At 69.8% G+C, this 15,990-nt stretch carries 15 protein-coding genes and 2 pseudogenes; 6 read left to right on the top strand and 11 right to left on the bottom strand.

Translation table 11 applies throughout. From position 1 onward, the window contains the following. Nucleotides 1-39: 39 nt before the first annotated feature. On the top strand, nt 40-1,608 hold the full coding sequence (locus tag ACYVF7_RS34475) for a glycoside hydrolase family 18 protein (RefSeq protein ID WP_460348948.1): 1,569 nt from the start codon (nt 40-42) through the stop codon (nt 1,606-1,608). Between the two features lie 132 nt (nt 1,609-1,740). On the opposite strand, the pseudogene ACYVF7_RS34470 reads toward ACYVF7_RS34475, so the two are convergent. Then, nucleotides 1,741-2,070, bottom strand: a pseudogene (locus ACYVF7_RS34470) (PfkB family carbohydrate kinase); the annotation flags it as partial. Nucleotides 2,071-2,195: 125 nt separating this feature from the next. Here ACYVF7_RS34470 and ACYVF7_RS34465 point away from each other — a divergent pair. Both ACYVF7_RS34465 and ACYVF7_RS34460 read left to right on the top strand, forming a co-directional pair. Further along, nucleotides 2,196-3,404, top strand: coding sequence for an RNA-guided endonuclease InsQ/TnpB family protein (locus ACYVF7_RS34465; RefSeq protein WP_460348946.1), 1,209 nt, complete (start codon nt 2,196-2,198; stop codon nt 3,402-3,404). Nucleotides 3,405-3,931: 527 nt separating this feature from the next. Beyond that, nucleotides 3,932-4,486 (top strand): M15 family metallopeptidase, encoded by a 555-nt coding sequence (locus ACYVF7_RS34460; protein ID WP_460358270.1) that lies wholly within the window; start codon nt 3,932-3,934, stop codon nt 4,484-4,486. A 72-nt stretch (nt 4,487-4,558) separates the two neighbouring features. On the opposite strand, the gene ACYVF7_RS34455 is transcribed toward ACYVF7_RS34460, so the two are convergent. From ACYVF7_RS34455 to ACYVF7_RS34410, 10 genes are all read right to left on the bottom strand, one after another. Next, a complete protein-coding gene (locus tag ACYVF7_RS34455) occupies nt 4,559-4,879 on the bottom strand; it encodes a hypothetical protein (protein ID WP_460348944.1) in 321 nt (106 codons plus the stop codon). A gap of 349 nt (nt 4,880-5,228) precedes the next feature. Further along, nucleotides 5,229-6,185, bottom strand: a complete 957-nt coding sequence (locus ACYVF7_RS34450) for an N-acetylglucosamine kinase (RefSeq protein ID WP_460348942.1) — start codon at nt 6,183-6,185, stop codon at nt 5,229-5,231. After that, nucleotides 6,182-7,444: a 6-phospho-beta-glucosidase gene (locus ACYVF7_RS34445; RefSeq protein WP_460348940.1), complete on the bottom strand. Its 1,263-nt coding sequence runs from the start codon at nt 7,442-7,444 to the stop codon at nt 6,182-6,184. Before ACYVF7_RS34445 ends, ACYVF7_RS34450 begins: the two co-directional genes overlap by 4 nt. Continuing rightward, on the bottom strand, nt 7,441-8,337 hold the full coding sequence (locus ACYVF7_RS34440; protein ID WP_460348938.1) for a carbohydrate ABC transporter permease: 897 nt from the start codon (nt 8,335-8,337) through the stop codon (nt 7,441-7,443). The genes ACYVF7_RS34445 and ACYVF7_RS34440 overlap by 4 nt, the downstream gene beginning before the upstream one ends. Nucleotides 8,338-8,350: 13 nt before the next feature. Then, the gene (locus ACYVF7_RS34435; RefSeq protein ID WP_460348936.1) at nt 8,351-9,301 is read right to left on the bottom strand and encodes a carbohydrate ABC transporter permease; all 951 of its coding nucleotides are present in this window, start codon (nt 9,299-9,301) and stop codon (nt 8,351-8,353) included. A 2-nt stretch (nt 9,302-9,303) separates the two neighbouring features. Continuing rightward, complete coding sequence (locus tag ACYVF7_RS34430) at nt 9,304-10,626, bottom strand: ABC transporter substrate-binding protein (RefSeq protein ID WP_460348933.1); 1,323 nt, start codon at nt 10,624-10,626, stop codon at nt 9,304-9,306. 42 nt (nt 10,627-10,668) lie between these two features. Next, complete coding sequence (locus ACYVF7_RS34425) at nt 10,669-11,868, bottom strand: ROK family transcriptional regulator (RefSeq protein ID WP_460348931.1); 1,200 nt, start codon at nt 11,866-11,868, stop codon at nt 10,669-10,671. A gap of 55 nt (nt 11,869-11,923) precedes the next feature. Continuing rightward, complete coding sequence (locus ACYVF7_RS34420; protein ID WP_460358267.1) at nt 11,924-12,730, bottom strand: MFS transporter; 807 nt, start codon at nt 12,728-12,730, stop codon at nt 11,924-11,926. Further along, nucleotides 12,730-13,395: an MFS transporter gene (locus ACYVF7_RS34415; protein WP_460348929.1), complete on the bottom strand. Its 666-nt coding sequence runs from the start codon at nt 13,393-13,395 to the stop codon at nt 12,730-12,732. The genes ACYVF7_RS34420 and ACYVF7_RS34415 overlap by 1 nt, the downstream gene beginning before the upstream one ends. After that, nucleotides 13,392-14,018, bottom strand: coding sequence for a TetR/AcrR family transcriptional regulator (locus ACYVF7_RS34410; RefSeq protein WP_460348927.1), 627 nt, complete (start codon nt 14,016-14,018; stop codon nt 13,392-13,394). Before ACYVF7_RS34410 ends, ACYVF7_RS34415 begins: the two co-directional genes overlap by 4 nt. A gap of 96 nt (nt 14,019-14,114) precedes the next feature. Here ACYVF7_RS34410 and ACYVF7_RS34405 point away from each other — a divergent pair, with 96 nt between their 5' ends. The 3 genes and pseudogenes from ACYVF7_RS34405 to ACYVF7_RS34395 form a co-directional block, all read left to right on the top strand. Next, a complete protein-coding gene (locus tag ACYVF7_RS34405) occupies nt 14,115-14,294 on the top strand; it encodes a ribbon-helix-helix domain-containing protein (protein WP_460348925.1) in 180 nt (59 codons plus the stop codon). 1 nt (nt 14,295) lies between these two features. Beyond that, nucleotides 14,296-14,640: a VOC family protein gene (locus ACYVF7_RS34400; protein WP_460348923.1), complete on the top strand. Its 345-nt coding sequence runs from the start codon at nt 14,296-14,298 to the stop codon at nt 14,638-14,640. A gap of 2 nt (nt 14,641-14,642) precedes the next feature. Beyond that, nucleotides 14,643-15,902 (top strand): annotated as a pseudogene (locus ACYVF7_RS34395) (DHA2 family efflux MFS transporter permease subunit); the annotation flags it as partial. Nucleotides 15,903-15,990 lie beyond the last annotated feature (88 nt).

Here is a 15,990-nt window from a genome sequence, read left to right as displayed (position 1 = left end):
GGGGCCATCCTTCCTCCTCTCCCCGCCAGGAGCGAGACGTTGAGACGCCTATTCGTCACTCTCGCCGCGACGGCCCTGCTCGCCGGCTTCGTCGTCGCCCGCCCCGCCCACGCGGCCACCGCCGCCACCGCCACGTTCGCCAAGACCTCGAGCTGGGACACCGGCTACCAGGCCCAGTACACGATCAAGAACACCGGAACCACGACGATCAGCGGCTGGACCGTGGAGTTCGACCTCACCGCGTCGACCACGGTCGGCACCTACTGGGACGCGCTGCTCTCGAAATCCGGTGACCACTACACGTTCAAGAACCGGGAGTACAACGGGCAGATCGCCCCCGGCGCCACGGCGAGCTTCGGCTTCGTCGCCTCCGGAACCGCCGCCCCGTCCGGCTGCAGGCTGAACGGCGCCTCCTGCGACGGCGGCAGCGGCGGTGGCGACACCCAACCGCCGTCCGCGCCGTCGGGCCTCAACGTGACCGGCCACACCTCGTCGAGCGTGTCGCTGTCCTGGACCGCCGCCACGGACGACACCGGCGTCACGGGATACGACGTCTTCCAGGGCACGACCCTGGCGACCACGGCCTCCGGCACGACCGCCACGGTCACCGGGCTCCAGCCCGCGACGACCTACACGTTCAAGGTGCGGGCCAGGGACGCCGCCGGAAACCTCTCCGCCTTCTCCGCCCAGGTGAGCGCGACCACCGACGCCGGCTCTCCGCCACCGTCGGGCAACCGGCCGTACGTCGCGCCGTACGTCGACATGGGCTCCTGGCCGACCCCCGTCCTCAGCGACATGGCGCAGGCGGGCGGGCTCAAGGGCTTCACCCTCGCGTTCGTGACGAGCGCCGGGTGCAAGGCGAGCTGGTTCAACGCCTACGATCCGAGGGCCGCCTGGCAGAAGGACGAGATCGACAAGCTGCGCGCCGCGGGCGGCGACGTGAAGATCTCCTTCGGCGGCGCGTCCGGCATCGAGCTCGCTCAGGCATGTACCGACGTGAACTCGCTGTACACCGAGTACGCCGCGGTCGTGGACGCCTACGGCGCCAAGTACGTCGACTTCGACATCGAGGGCGCCGCGGTCGCCGACAAGGCGTCGGTGGACCGGCGGTCGCAGGCCCTGGCCCGGCTGCAGCAGAGCCATCCCGGCCTGAGAATCTCCCTCACGCTGCCGGTGCTGCCGGAGGGCCTGACCGCCGACGGCCTGAACGTCGTCACGTCCGCTGAGAACGCCGGGGTCGACCTCGACCTCGTCAACGTCATGGCCATGGACTACTACCGTTCCGTCGACTACGGCGACGCGGCGGTGCAGGCCGCACAGTCCACCTACGACCAGCTCAAGACGCTGTACCCGGGCAGGACCGACGCCCAGCTCTGGGCGATGGTCGGCGTCACCCCGATGCTCGGCCAGAACGACGACCACAACGTCTACAACCAGGACGACGCCCGGCAGCTCGTGACCTTCGCCAAGCAGCACCACCTCGGGATGCTCGCGTTCTGGGAGGAGACCAGGGACCGCAACGCCTGCACCGGCGCGCTCTACCAGTGCACCAACATCCCGCAGCAGCCCTACGAGTTCTCCAAGATCTTCGCCCCGTACACCGGCTGACCTCACCGCCGCTCGCCGGTGCTCACACGCGGAACCGTGTGAGCACCGGCGAGCCTTCCATCCAGGTCGTTTCCGCCATGCCCCGTCGAGGAGACGATCGACGTCCGTACGGGTCGGCGCGGTCGCCGGGCCGCGGCGCGTGACGGCGATCGCGGCGGCGGTGTTGGCGCGCAACGCGGCCCGCGCCGGTGACAGTCCTTCCGCGAGACCGGCGACGAAGACGCCGACGTGCGCGTCACCGGCGCCGTCGCTGTCGACCGCCCGTACGTCGAAGGCGGGGATGCGCAGGACCTCGGTTCCGGGCATGGCGAGGACGCACCTCGCCGGGCCGATGCGGACGACGACACGACGGTTAGTAGGGAACCCGCGCCGACGCCGAAGGCGGTGTGGAGGATGGCGAGCAGGGCGTACGCGGCGGTGGTCGTATTCACCTGCTCCTCCGAGGGATGTCCCGGCCTTCAGGCTGGGGAGGAATTCGGACTCCGCCAGGAGCGATCCGGCGAAGCCGGGACGGACCCAAGAATAGAGTCCATCGGAATTCGACCAATCGCCTTACACGCCGATGTGGCACGTGTAATGTCCCGGGCATGCGGACGGCGTACAAGTGCCGGGCTTACCCGGACCCCGAGCAAGCGGCGGTGTTCAGCCGCACGTTCGGGTGTGTGCGTCTGGTGTGGAACAAGACCCTGTCCGACCGCCACGCGGCGTACCATCAGCGGGGCGAGAGGACCTCCTACCGGCAGACCGACGCGGCGCTGACGGCGTGGAAGAAGACCGAGGACCTGGCGTTCTTGTCCGAGGTGTCCTCGGTTCCGTTGCAGCAGACGCTGCGGCATCAGCACGCGGCGTTCGCGAACTTCTTCGCCGGCCGCGCCAAATACCCGCGGTTCAAGAACCGAGGCTCCCGGCAGACCGCGCACTACACCCGCTCGGCGTTCCGCATGAAGGACGGCGAGCTGCACATGGCCAAGACCACCACGCCGCTGAGGTACGTGTGGTCCTTCGACGACGTCGAGGTGGCCACGCTCAACCCCACCATGGTCGTCATCTCCCGCGATCCGGACGGCCGCTGGTACGTGACCTTCGCCATCGACACCGACGCCCCCGACCCCCTGGAGACCGCCGGGCACGCCATCGGCGTCGATCTGGGCGTCAAGGACTTCGCGGTCACCTCCGACGGGGAACGCATCGCCAACCCCCGCCACCTTGAGCGCAAGGCCCGCAACCTCGCCCGTTACCAGCGGCGGATGGCCCGCTGCCAGCGTGGGAGCATGAACCGCCGTAAGGCCAAGGCGAAAGTCGCCCGCGCCCACCGTAAGGTCCGCAACGCCCGCGCCGACTTCCTGCACCGCACCAGCACCAACCTGGTCCGTCGGGCCGACACCATCGTGATCGAAGACCTCGCGATCAAGAACATGGTCAAGAACCACAAGCTGGCGCGGGTCATCAGCGATGCGGGGTGGGGGGAGTTCCGGCGGCAGTTGGAGTACAAGGCCGAACGTGCCGGACGCACCCTCGTGGTGATCGACCGCTGGTTCCCCTCTTCCAAGACCTGCTCGGTCTGCGGGCCCCTGCTCACCAGACTGAGCCTGTCCACTCGGCGCTGGACGTGCCCTACCTGCCGCACCCGGCACGACCGGGACATCAACGCGGCCAAGAACATCCTTGCGGCTGGTCGAGCCGTAACCGGGGACAACCCTGGTGATGCCTGTGGAGCTGGTGTCAGACGGCAAGGGTCCTCCTTTCCGCAGTCGGCGCTGAAACAGGAACCCCGCGCCGCGAGGCGCCCGGCCTAAGCCGGATCGGCCACACGGCCGACGGGAATCCGCCTCCCTCGGGAGGGAGGAAGTCAACACCTCCCAGCCGACGCGTGTCGAGAAGGGACTCGGGCCTGCGCCCGCCGACGGCGATGTCGACGGGCGTGATCCGCATGGCGGCGTCGTTGGTATCGCCGTGACGGTCGGCCTCCCCGACCGGAATGCCACCGGCGACGGCCGCCACGGCGCGTTTCGTCGACGGGCCGAGTAGGTCCAGCGAACCCCGCCGGCATCCCTGCGGCGCACAGCCCAACAAGCCCCAAAACGGGCATTCGGTCATCCTTGGTGACGGTTCACGCACCTGGTTGCCGCTGGGTGGGCGTCGCGGCGGCGCCGCGCGTCGCACCGTCGTCGACGCAGCGGCGTCCTCCCACAGGCCTTGATGCGATCATGGAGACGATGGAGGTCGGCTCCTGGTGAATGGATGCTTCTTGCTCTTGCTCAGTGATCCTCGGGTCCAGCGCGTTCCTGTGATCGACTGCGGGGAGCCGCTTGCCGACGTCGGTATGGTCCCGGGACTCCGCCTGGATTCGCGCGAACGGGATGCCGGGGGAGGCTACGGTCGTGTGAGGGAGGGTGTCCTGGGCCGCCTTCGCGCAGCGACCGCAAGGCTTCCCGATGGCGTCGAGTTGCTCGTCATCGAAGGCCATCGCACGACCGCTGAACAAGCTCGGCGGTTCGCGCGCCATGAAGAACGCCTTCGGAACGAAGGCATCAGCGACCCTGCTGAGTTGCGGAAGCAGACAAGCGCGTTCGTCTCGCCGGTGGACGTCGCACCGCATTGCGCCAGCGCCGCGGTGGATCTGACCCTCGCAGCCTCCGACGGCCTTGAGCTTGATATGGGCGGTCCGGTGAACGGTCACCGTACGGGCCAGGAGAACACCTGCCCGATGAACGCCCCGGTCTCCAGCGCTGCTCGAGCCAACCGTGACCTGCTGGCCGATGTGATGACCGCCGTGGGATTCGTCAACTATCCCACCGAGTGGTGGCACTGGTCATTCGGTGACCGCTACTGGGCTGTGGCCACCGGTGGGAAGAGCGCGATCTACGGGCCGATCTGAGCCTCCCGACGTGCTGGAAAACGCGATCGGGTCGCGCTCTGCGAAAGGAGCGCGACCCGATGACGAATATCCTTAGTCGATCTCGAACTGGCGCTGACGCTCGAACTGGCGCTCGAACTGGTTCTGCCGCTCCGCCTGCGCCTGCGTGTTCCGCGCGATGGCGATGTTGTTGTTCCGGTTGTGGACCCGGACGCGGATGCGGTTGAACAACTCGTTCTCGTTGGCGTTGAAGTTCCGGTGGTGCGAGAAGAACCGGAAATGGCTGGAGCTGCCGCCACAGCAGCCGCCGCCGCCCCAGGCGGGAACCGACGCAGACGCGGCCGAGCTTGTGAACAGGGCCCCGGCGGCCGTGGTGAGGAACAGGCCGCCGACGATGCACGTCTTCTTCAGCACGTCAATCTCCTTTTGTCGGAATCAAGCGATAGCCGTCGCTAGCCGCGCTCTCCCGCTTTCCGGGACTGCGCTGCAATTTGTAGCATTCCCCGGTAGATTCCCGACAAGACAACTGCAAGGTAAGATGGCAACAAAGGCGCAGTTCTACAAATCGGACCTATCGTGCTGTACCACGGCTAGAAGCCGCATTGGCCGCTAGAGCGGGCAGAACCCTTCGTTCGGCCGACCATATCGGCGCTTGGCGGCGCTTTGTCCAATCCGCGCCCGTGCTGAAAGACGGGAAAAATCCCGACATCGCGACTGAAGTTCGCTGAGCCCTTTAACAGCCGACCGTCCTCCCCACACCGCCCTAGCCGAAATGAGCGCGCAGGCGGTCGTACGCCTCCGGTGGGGCGTCGGCGGCGTCGAGACCGAGCAGGGCGGCGCCCAGCAGCGGGGGAGCCTCGACGACGACGGGCTTGGCCTGCGGGGCGAGGTCGGCCAGCCGGTCCTCGATCGCGGCCATCAGCAGGGGATGCCTGGCGGCGAGGACACCGCCGCCGAGGACGACCTCCACCGGCGCGTCGAGCAGGTCCAGGCGGCGCAGCGCCACGGTGGCGAGCGCGACGATCTCCTCCGCCTGCCGGTCGACCAGGCCCCGCGCGACCGGGTCGCCCGCCGCCGCGACCGCGAACAGGACCGGGGACAGCTCTCCCAGCCGCGCTTCGGAGAGCTCCCCGAAGTGGATCGCGAGCGCGACGTCCTCGACGCCGGCGCGACCGAAGTGCGCGGCGACGGCGGCGGCCAGGGCGGTGTGCGGGCCGCGGCCGTCCTCGGCGCGGACGGCGTGCCACAGCGCCTCCTCGCCGAGATGGTGACCGCCGCCCCAGTCGCCGGTCACCCGCCCGATCGAGGGGAACCGCGCGACCCGCCCGTCGGGGGCGACGCCGGCGCAGTTGATGCCCGCCCCGCACACGACCGCGACGCCCCACGGCTCGGTGGCTCCGGCCCGCAGCAGCGCGAAGGTGTCGTTGCCGACCCGTACGCCGCGGCCCCACCCGCGTTCGGTGAACAACCGGTGGAACCGCTCCTCCTCCACGGGCAGGTCGACGTTGGCCAGGTAGGCCGAGACGTGGTCGACGGGCGTGCCCGCCCCGGCCGCCGAGAGGGCGCGCGTGACCGCCTCGGCGACGGTGTCCACCGCCTCGGTCACGCCGTCGGCGACCGGGCGGAACCCGTCGCCGCGCGCGGTGGCCAGGACCTCGCCGCCGGCGGTCAGCACGGCGACGTCGGTCTTGCTGTTCCCGCCGTCGATCGCCAGGATCACGCGCTCACCGCCCAGGGCAGGTGGGCGGCGTTCGCGGCGACGAGACGGGGGGCGAGCTCGTCGGCGATGCTCGCCTGCCCGATCAGCGGGTGGGCCAGCAGCGCGTCGGCGACCCGGTCCACGCCGCCCTTCAGCGCCGCCTCCAGGGCCAGCTCCTCGTACGCGGCGACGTGGGCGATCAGCCCGGCGTACAGCGGCTCGACCGGGTCGACCGGGAGCGGTTCGGGCCCGGACGCGGTGATCCGGGCCGGGACCTCGATCACCGCCTCGTCCGGCAGGAACGGCAGCCGGCCGCCGTTGCGGAGGTTGACGACCTGGACGTCGCCGCGGTCGCCGGCCAGGGAGGCGACCAGGTCGACGGCGGCCTCGGAGTAGAACGCCCCGCCGCGTTCCTCCAGCAGGGCCGGTTTCTCGTCGAGCGCCGGGTCGGCGTACATCTCCAGCAGCCCCTCCTCGATCACCGCCACCTGCTCGGCCCGCGAGGGCGCGTGCAGCTGCTCGGCGACGACCGCGTCGTGCTCGTAGAAGTAGCGCAGGTAGTACGACGGGACGACACCGAGGCGGCGGATGAGGCCGGCCGGCAGCTCGAGGTCGGCGGCGATCTCCTCGGCGTGGTCGGCCAGCAGCCGCGGCAGGACGTCCTCCTCGTCGAGGTACACCGCGCGTTCCCAGGTCAGGTGGTTCAGGCCGACGTGCCCGAGGCGTACGCGGCCGGGCGGGACGCCGAGCGTGGCGGCGAAGCGGCGCTGGAAGCCGATCGCGACGTTGCACAGGCCGACCGCCCGGTGCCCGGCGTCCAGGAGGGCCCGGGTGACGATCCCGACCGGGTTGGTGAAGTCGACGATCCAGGCGTCCGGCGCCAGCGCGGCGACCCGGTCGGCGATGTCCAGCACGATGGGCACGGTGCGCAGCGCCTTGGCCAGCCCGCCCGCGCCGGTCGTCTCCTGCCCGACGCAGCCGCAGTCCAGCGGCAGGGTCTCGTCGATGTGGCGGGCCGCCTGCCCGCCGACGCGCAGCTGGAGGAGCACGGCCGAGGCCCCGTCGACGCCCTCGTCGATGTTGGACGTCGTCCGGATCGTTCCGGGATGCCCCTGCCGGGCGAAGATGCGCCGGGACAGCCCGCCGACCAGATCAAGACGGGTCTTGTCGGGGTCGACCAGCGCCAGCTCCGAGACCGGCAGGGTCGCGCGCAGGCGGGCGATCCCGTCGACCAGCTCCGGCGTGTACGTCGACCCGCCGCCGACCACACAGATCTTCATCCCTTCACTCCCGTCAGCGTCACGCCCTGGATGAACACGCGTTGTGCGAGGAAGAACACCACGATCACCGGCAGCACGGTCAGGAGCGTCGCGGCCATGGTCAGGTTCCACTCGACGTGGTGGGCGGCGCGGAAGGTCGACAGGCCCACGGCGAGGGTCCAGGTCTCCGGTTTGGTGTAGATGAGCGGGCCGAAGTAGTCGTTCCAGGCGTAGAAGAACTGGAACAGCGCCACGGCGGCGATCGCCGGCCGGGCCATCGGGAGAATCACCCGGATCATCGCCCGGAACTCCCCGCAGCCGTCGACCCGCGCCGCGTCGGTGTACTCCTTCGGGATCGTCAGCAGGAACTGCCGGAGCAGGAAAATCGAGAAGGCGTCGCCGAACAGCAGCGGGAGGATCAGCGGCCACAGCGTGCCGGTCAGCTGGAAGCGCGCCCAGAGGATGTACAAGGGCACGATCGTCACCTGCGGCGGCAGCATCATCGTCGTGATGACCAGGACGAATGCCAGCTTACGGCCGCGGAAGCGGAACCTCGCCAGGGCGTACGCCACCGGAACGCTCGAGATCAGCATGAAGACGGTGGCCAGGACCGCGTAGATCAGCGTGTTGGCGAGCCAGTGCAGCATCACGCCGTTGTCGGTGGTCAGCGCCTTCCAGAAGTTCTCCCAGTGCCAGCTGCTCGGCCACAGCGCGCCGGTGAGGGTCTGGTCGGAGCTCATCACCGCGGTGAGGAACATGAAGATCAACGGCGCCAGGAACATGAGCGCGAGGGCGATGGCGATCGCGTGGGTCGCCGTCCAGTACAGGAAGCGCCGCCCGCGCCGGCCCCGTATGCCGGGCCGTGGTGGCGAGCCGACGGCCGATGGGCGTACGGCGAGAGTCGTGCCGGTCATGTGTCGCCTCCTCTCAGTCGTCGTCGCCGAACGCGTGGAACCGGCGGAGCAGGATCAGGGTGAAGAACATCGCGACGACGAACAGAACGAGTGCCAGCACGCAGGCGTAGCCCATGTTGAACTGCTGGAAGCCCTCGTTGTAGAGCGTCTGCGGGAAGGTGAGGGACGCCCCGTCCGGATAGCCGGGGGCGGTGGTGGTGCCCGCCTGGTCGGCGTTGCCCTGCGAGACGTGCGCCGCGACCATCGCCTGCGTGAAGTACTGCAGGGTCTGGATGACGCCCGTCACCGCGGAGAACATCAGCACCGGTGAGATCGTCGGCAGCGTGATCTGGCGGAACTGCTGCCAGGCGTTCGCCCCGTCGATGGCCGCCGCCTCGTACAGCGCCTTGGGCACGTCCAGCAGCGCCGCCAGCAAGATGATCATGACGTCGCCGATGCCCCACAGGGCCAGGAGCGTCAGGCCCGGCTTGGTCCACGTCGGGTCGTTGAACCAGTCCGGAAGGTGGATGCCGACCTTGGCGAAGAGGCCGTTGATCGGCCCGGTGCCGGGGTTGACCACGAACACGAACGCGACCGTGGCGGCGACCGGCGGGATCAGGAACGGCAGGTAGAAGATCGAGCGCAGGATGTTCCCGCCTCGTTTGATCTTCGACAGCAGCTGCGCGAGGCCGAGCCCGAACAGCACCCGCAGCGGCACCATGACGACGACCAGCCACAGGGTGTTCTTGATCGCCGTCCAGGCGTACGGGTCCTTGAACAGGAACTTGTAGTTCGTCAGCCCGACGGGCGTGAGCTGGAACAGGTTGTAGCGGAAGAAGGAGAAGTAGACGGTCGCGGCGAGCGGGTAGGCGAAGAACAGCGAGAACCCGACCAGCCACGGGGACATGAACGCCAGGACGCGGAGCCGGTGACGGCGGCGGGCACGCGCCGCCGTCACCGCGCCGGCCGAGAGCACGGCCGTCATCGTCAGCCGCCCGCCAGCTTCAGGGCGCTGTTGACCTTGTCGTCCAGGCTCGTAAGGCCTTGTTGCAGGTTGGGTACCTTGCCGGGTTCCCACTGGTCCTGCACGAAGCTGTCGAACTTGACGACGAAGTCACCGCCGTTGACCGTCGACGGGATCGTCGTGCTGTTCGGGTTCTTGAACACGTCCAGGAAGGTGTGGAACTGCGGTGGCAGCGTCAGCTTCGGCGAGGACAGCGCCGGAATCGTGCTCGGCACGTTGCCGAGGCCGTTGGCGAAGGTGACCAGCGCGTCGGTGTTCGTCGTCAGGTACTTCACGAACTCCCACGACGCCTGCGGGTGCTTGGCGCCGCGCGGGATCCCGATGATGGTGCCGGTGACGAAGCCGCCGCCGTAGGCGTTCTGCCGGTCGTCGTTCACCGGTACGGGCGTGGTGTCGTACTGGACCTTCGGCGCCTCGTCTTGGAGGAACTTCACCCGCCACTCGCCGTCGATCGCCATGGCGACCTTGCCCTTCTCGAACGGGTTGGAGGCCTCGAACTCCTGTCCCATCGAGTGGACGAACTTCTTGACGTTGTCATAGCCGTACCAGTCGAGCAGGCTCTTCTCCCACTGCAGGTACTTGGTGAAGCCCGGGTCGGTGGCGAAGTTGGCCCGCCCCTGGCCGTTCAGCCAGTTGACGCCGAAGCTCGGCGCGACGTGCTCGCCGACGTGCTCGTAGTACGTCACCGAGGGCAGGAACCCGGCGACCTTGATCGTGCCGTCCGGGTTGCGGACCGTGAGCTTCTTGGCCAGGGCGGTCAGCTCGCTGATCGTCTTCGGCGGCTGTTCGCCCTTCATCAGCGCCTTGTTGGAGTACAGCGCGTAGTCGTCGGCGAGCAGGGGGAGGGTGCAGCGGACGCCCTTGTACTGGGTGTAGGTCTGCACGGTCTGCGGGAAGACGCTCATGTCGACCTTGTCCTTCTTCAGGAAGGGCGTCAGGTCCTGGAGCGCGCCGCTCGAGCAGAACTGGCCGACGTTGTTGGTGGAGAACGAGGAGACCACGTCCGGCGGGTTGCCGCTCCGGATGGCATTGAGGATCTTGGTGTCGTCTTGGCCCTTCACCAGCTTGACGGTGATGTTCGGGTGCAGCTTGTGGAACCCGGCGACGGCGGCGTCGAACGCCTGGACCTCGTGCGGGGCGCTCCAGCCGTGCCAGACCTCGATGGTCTGCGGGGCCTCCGCTTTGGGCCCGGACTCGGTGGCGGACCCGCCGCTGCCCGCCGTACAGGCCGTCGCGGTGAGGGTGACGATGAGGGCGGTTACGAGCCGCCGGTGGCGTGGGAACACTCCTGTTCTCCTTAAGGCGGCCGGCCGGGGAAACGGGCCGGATCAGGGTTGGCGAACGGTGTTGGAGAAGATCTGTTCTCGGGTCTCGCCGAGGGCGAGGTGGAGCGCGCCGGCCAGGACGGGATCGCCGCCGACCGAGCTGAGCAGCACTGGAGGACGAGGGATGGTCATCGAGTAGAGCTCGCGGGCGACTTTGCCGCGCAACGCTTCCCCGCCGGCGATGGGGATGTCGCCGGCGAGCACGATCAGTTCGGGGTCCAGGACGCTGACGATCGCGGCCAGGCCGGTCGCGAGCCGGGCGCCGAGCTCGCCGAGCCCGGCCGCGGCCCGTTCGTCGCCGGCCTCCAGCGCCGTACGGGCCCGGTCGACGATCTGTCCGGCGTCGCTGCCGCGGAAGCCGTGGGCGCGCAGCAGCTTGAGCACGGCGGGCGCGCCCGCGACGGCCTGCAGACCACCGGTGTTGGCGCGGCCCGGCTCGCGGATGATCGGAGCGGCGGCGACCGGCATGTAGCCGACCTCGCCGGCGCCTCCGGTCGCGCCGCGGACCAGCGAGCCGTCGAGCACGATCGCCATGCCGATGCCCGCGCTGACCCACAGCAGCACGAAATTGCGGGATCCCGTGGCCTGGCCGTGCGTGAGCTCGGCCATGGCGACGAGGTTGACGTCGTTCTCGACGGCGACGGGCCGGCCGATGCCGTCTCGTAGCCGGCTGAGCAGGTCGGGAACGTGCCAGCCGGGGAGGTGGGAGGCGTACCCGAGCCGCTCGGTCCGCGGGTCCAGGGCGCCGGGGAGGCCGATGACGACCCGGTCGATCCGGTCGAGGGTCAGGCCGGCGGCCTCAGCGGCGCCCTCCACGGCGGCGCGGGCCCGCGCCACGGCGTCGCCGCCGGACGTGCCCGGCGTGTGCAGCTCGAACGTTCCGGTGACGGCGCCGGTGAGGTCGGCGACGGAGGCCCGGATGCGGGCGCGCCGGACGTCCAGCCCCGCGACGTACCCGGCGTCCGGGTTGATGCGGTACAACTCCGCCGTGCGCCCCGGCCCGCCCTCGCGGATCCCGTCGAGGACGACGAGCCCCGCCTCCCGCAGCCGGGTGAGGAGCTGGGAGGCGGTGGGCTTGGACAGGCCGGTGAGGGCCCCGATCTCGGGCCGGGTCAGCGGGCCCCGAGCGAGCAGCGCCTCCAGCGCGGCGCGGTCGTTGATGGCCCGCAGCAGGCTGGGAGTCCCAGGAGTCGAGGTGGTCACGGCGTCTCCGCTGCTCAGACGCGGTTAGGAAACTTTCCTAACCCTGTGCGGGAACCTATGACCGTCGGCTCTCGGCGTCAAGACGGTGCGACGCACTCGTTATCGAGTGGTTGTCGGCCGTGGGGATGGACAGGTCGCGCATGAACAGGAGCGCCGTCAGGGCGAGGAGCCCGGCGACGGTTCCGCCCCAGGCGACGGTGGAGCCGGTCGCCGAAGCGGTCGCGGCGTGACCGCCCATCAGGGACTGGACGCAGGCCAGGCCGAACGCGCCGCCGATCTGCTTGGTGAGGGCGGAGCCGGCGGTGGCCGTGCCCATGTCGGCGTGCGGCACGCAGTTCTGGGTGGCGATGGTGATGCCCCCCATCGCCGGCCCGATGCCCAGCCCGACGAGCAGCAGAAACGCGCAGGTCGGCGCGAGCGGCGTCGTCGCGTCCAGGGTGAAGAAGGCCGCGGTGCCGGCGGTGAGCAGCCCGGCGCCGGTCAGCAGCGCGGGCTTGGCCCGGCCGCTGCGCAGCACGGCGGCGGCGGTGAGCCGGTTGCCCAGCGTCATCCCGATCAGCAGCGGGAGGACCAGCAGACCGGAGACGGTCGCCGACTCGCCGCGGACGCGCTGGAAGTACAGCGGCAGCAGGATGCCCACCGGCAGCGCCGCGACCTGGAAGAAGAACCCGGCGCCCAGCAGCGCCGTGTAGGTGCGGTTGCGGAACAGCCGCAGCGGCAGGACGGGGACGGCCGCCCGCCGCTCGACGGGCACGAGCAGGGCGAGCATGGCCAGGCCGCCGAGCAGAGAGCCCGCGATCGGCGGATCGGTCCAGGACCGTGGCTCCGCGGCGGTGGCGTCGCCCTTGAGACTGAGGCCGATCAGGACCAGCGAGAGACCGGCGGTGAGCAGGAGGATCCCGGCCGCGTCGAGCCGGCGGGTGCCGTGGCGGGCCGATGCCCGGGCAGCGCGAGGGCGAGGACCGTCCCGGCGGCCAGGCCGATGGGAAGGTTGAGCCAGAACGCCCAGCGCCAGCCGGCGTGGTCGGCCAGCAGGCCGCCGACGATCGGGCCGCCCACCATGCCGAGCACCATCATCGTGGCCAGCACGGTCTGCATGCGGATCAGTCCCGGCGCGCGGCCGGGCGGGTACAGGTCGCGGATGAGGGCCATGCCGAGGGTGAGCAGGGCGCCGGCGCCCACACCCTGGATGGCGCGCGAGACGATCAACGTCTCGATGGAGCCGGCGAGGCCGCAGGCGAGCGAGCCGGCCAGGAAGATCGACAGCCCGCCGAGCAGCAGCGTGCGGCGGCCGTACAAATCGGAGAAGCGCCCGTAGACCGGCACGCTGACCGAGGAGGTCAGCAGGTAGGCGGTGACGAGCCAGACGTACCAGGAGCCGCCGCCGACCTGCTCGACGATGCGAGGCAGCGCGGTGCCGACGACGGTGCCGTCGAGCATGGCCAGGAAGGCGCAGCCCAGCAGGGCGAAGGTCACCAGCGTCCGGCGACGGGGCGTGAGTTCTCCGTACGCGTCGGCCGCGGTCACCGATCGCCCTGGCCTGCGGAGATCGCGCCGTGCAGGAACAGGTCCACCAGTTCTTCGGCGGTCAGCGGGTCGGGCGCGCCGGTACGGCCCGCGGACATCACCGTGAGCTGGAAGGCGTCCGCCAGCCGTTCGGCGGACAGTCGCAGCCGGTCCTGGTCGGGCTCGAACAGGGCGGCCAGCGCCGCGCGAGGTGCCGCCAGCCCCGCTTCGCGATCAGGGAGGCGGCCCTCCTCATCCGGCTTGGGAGGCTCGAGCCGCCCGGTCGCGGCCAGAGCCGAGATCACGGCGCCCATGCGGGCCAGGTAACCGCGGATCACCTCGGCCGCCTCGACGAGCCGGTCCGCGAGCGGCTGGTCCAGTGGGATCGCCTCGAGGTGGCGGACGGTGTCGTCGGGCCGTACGGCCTCGGCCACGCAGGCCTTGAGCAGGGCGTCCTTGTCCGGGAACACCCGGAAGATCGTGCCTTCGCCGATGCCCGCGGCTCTGGCGATCTTCGCCGTCGTCACCGAGGCGCCGTACTCGACGACGAGGGGGAGGGCCGCGGCGACGATCATCGCGCGGCGCTGGTCGGCGTCCATGGCCGGGGCGCGGCGCCGGGAGGGCTTGGGGGAGGTCTCCGTCATGCCTCCACTATACGGAGTGAGTACTCACTCCGTCAATCGGCCTCACCTAGAGAGGCCGCTAGAGAGTTAGAAAGCTAGCGTGCTAGCATCGGCCTCATGGGTGATGCGGAGGTCAAGCAGTTCAACGTGTACCTGCCGGTGGAGCTGATCAAGCAGGTCAAGCATCACGCCATCGAGGAGGGCATGTCCCTGTCGGCGCTGGTCGCCGACGCGCTGCGCGCCTACCTCGACGACGCACACGGGCAGCGACCGAGATCATCGGGAAAGGAGTCATGACATGGCGACCGAAGGATTCGAAGCGGTCTTCCTGGAGACCCGCAACTGGGGCAAGACCGCGAAGTTCTTCCAGTCCCTGGGGTTCGAGCTGGAAATCGCCACCGGCGACGGTTCCGGCGTGTTCCGCAACGGCGAGGGGCCTTTTCTCGTCATCTCCGAGATCCCCGAGGACCGCGAGCCCAAGGTGCAGCTCGCGCTGAAAGTGGCCGACGCGGACGCCTTCCGTCCCGATCCGGCCGTCGACGTGGTCACACCGTTCGAAGACACTCATTACGGGACCCGGGAAATGATCGTCCGCGACCCCGACGGACGGCTCTGGAGCCTCCAGGCTCCGGCCAAGAGCTGATCATGAGCAGATGGCGCGGCGATCCATGGGTGGTGTTGCTCACGCTCAGCCTGGGATTCTTCATGACGCTGCTCGACCTGACGGCCGTCAACGTCGCCATCCCCAGCATGATCGACAAGCTGCACGCGTCGCTCGACGAAGTGCTGTGGGTGATCAATGTCTACATCCTCGTCCTCGCCGCGCTGCTGATCACTTCCGGCCGGCTGGGCGATGTGCGCGGGCCGCGCACGATGTTCATCTGGGGTGTCGCGCTGTTCCTGGTGGCGTCCGTGCTGTGCGCCGTGTCACGGGATCCGGCCCAGCTCATCGCCGCCCGCGCCGCGCAGGGCCTGGGCGCGGCGACGCTGATGCCGCAGACGATGACGATCATCATCGGGACCTTCCCGCCCGAGCGCCGGGGCGCGGCGCTCGGCGTCTGGGGAGCGGTCGCGGGCGTGGCGACGATCGCCGGGCCCACGCTCGGCGGGTTCCTGGTCAGCGCGGCCGGCTGGCGCTGGATCTTCTTCGTGAACGTTCCGATCGGCATGGTGGTGCTCGCGATGGCGGTCACGCTCGTGCCGGACGTTCGGCACGGCGTCCGGCGCAGGCTGGACGTGCCGGGCGTCGTGCTCGCCACCGCGACGCTGTTCGGCCTCACCTTCGGGCTCACCGAGGGCCAGCGGTACGACTGGAACACCGGGATCTGGGCGCTGCTGGGCGGCGCCGCGCTGCTCCTCGTCGTCTTCCTGATCCATCAGGGCGCCCGGCAGCGCGGCGAACCGCTGCTGCCCTTCACGCTCTTCCGCGATCGTGACTACGCGGTCATGAGTCTGGTGTCCGCGACCGTCCAGGTCGGAATGATCGGCCTGTTCCTGCCGGTGATGATCTACCTGCAGTCGGTGCTGGGCTTCAGCGCGCTGAAGGCCGGCCTGGTCATGGCGCCGGCGATGGTGGTGTCGGCGTTCGTGTCGCCGCTCGCGGGCGGGATGGCGGATCGGATCGGCGGCAAGTACATCCTGATGACCGGCCTGGCCCTGTTCGCCGTCGGCATGGCCTGGCTCGCCGCGGTCGCCGGCGTGGGTCGCGCGTGGTACGTGTTCCAGCCGGCGCTGATCGTGGCCGGGTTCGGCATCGGCTGCGTGTTCGGCCCGATGATCACCGTGGCGATGTACAACGTGGAGCCCAGGATGGCCGGGGCCGCCTCCGGCGTGCTGAACACGATCCGGCAGATCGGGACGGTCGTCGGCAGTGCCGCGGTCGGCGCGGTGCTGCAGAACCGTCTCGCCCTCTCGCTCCGGCACGAGGCCGCCGTACGGGCCGCCGCCCTTCCGGAGAGCGTCCGCGGTCCGTTCGTGGCCGCCTTCAAGAACA

Source organism: Actinoallomurus acanthiterrae, assembly GCF_054775715.1.
The sequence above is the reverse complement of the archived record's forward strand: the minus strand, read 5'-3'. Positions and strand labels throughout refer to the sequence as shown.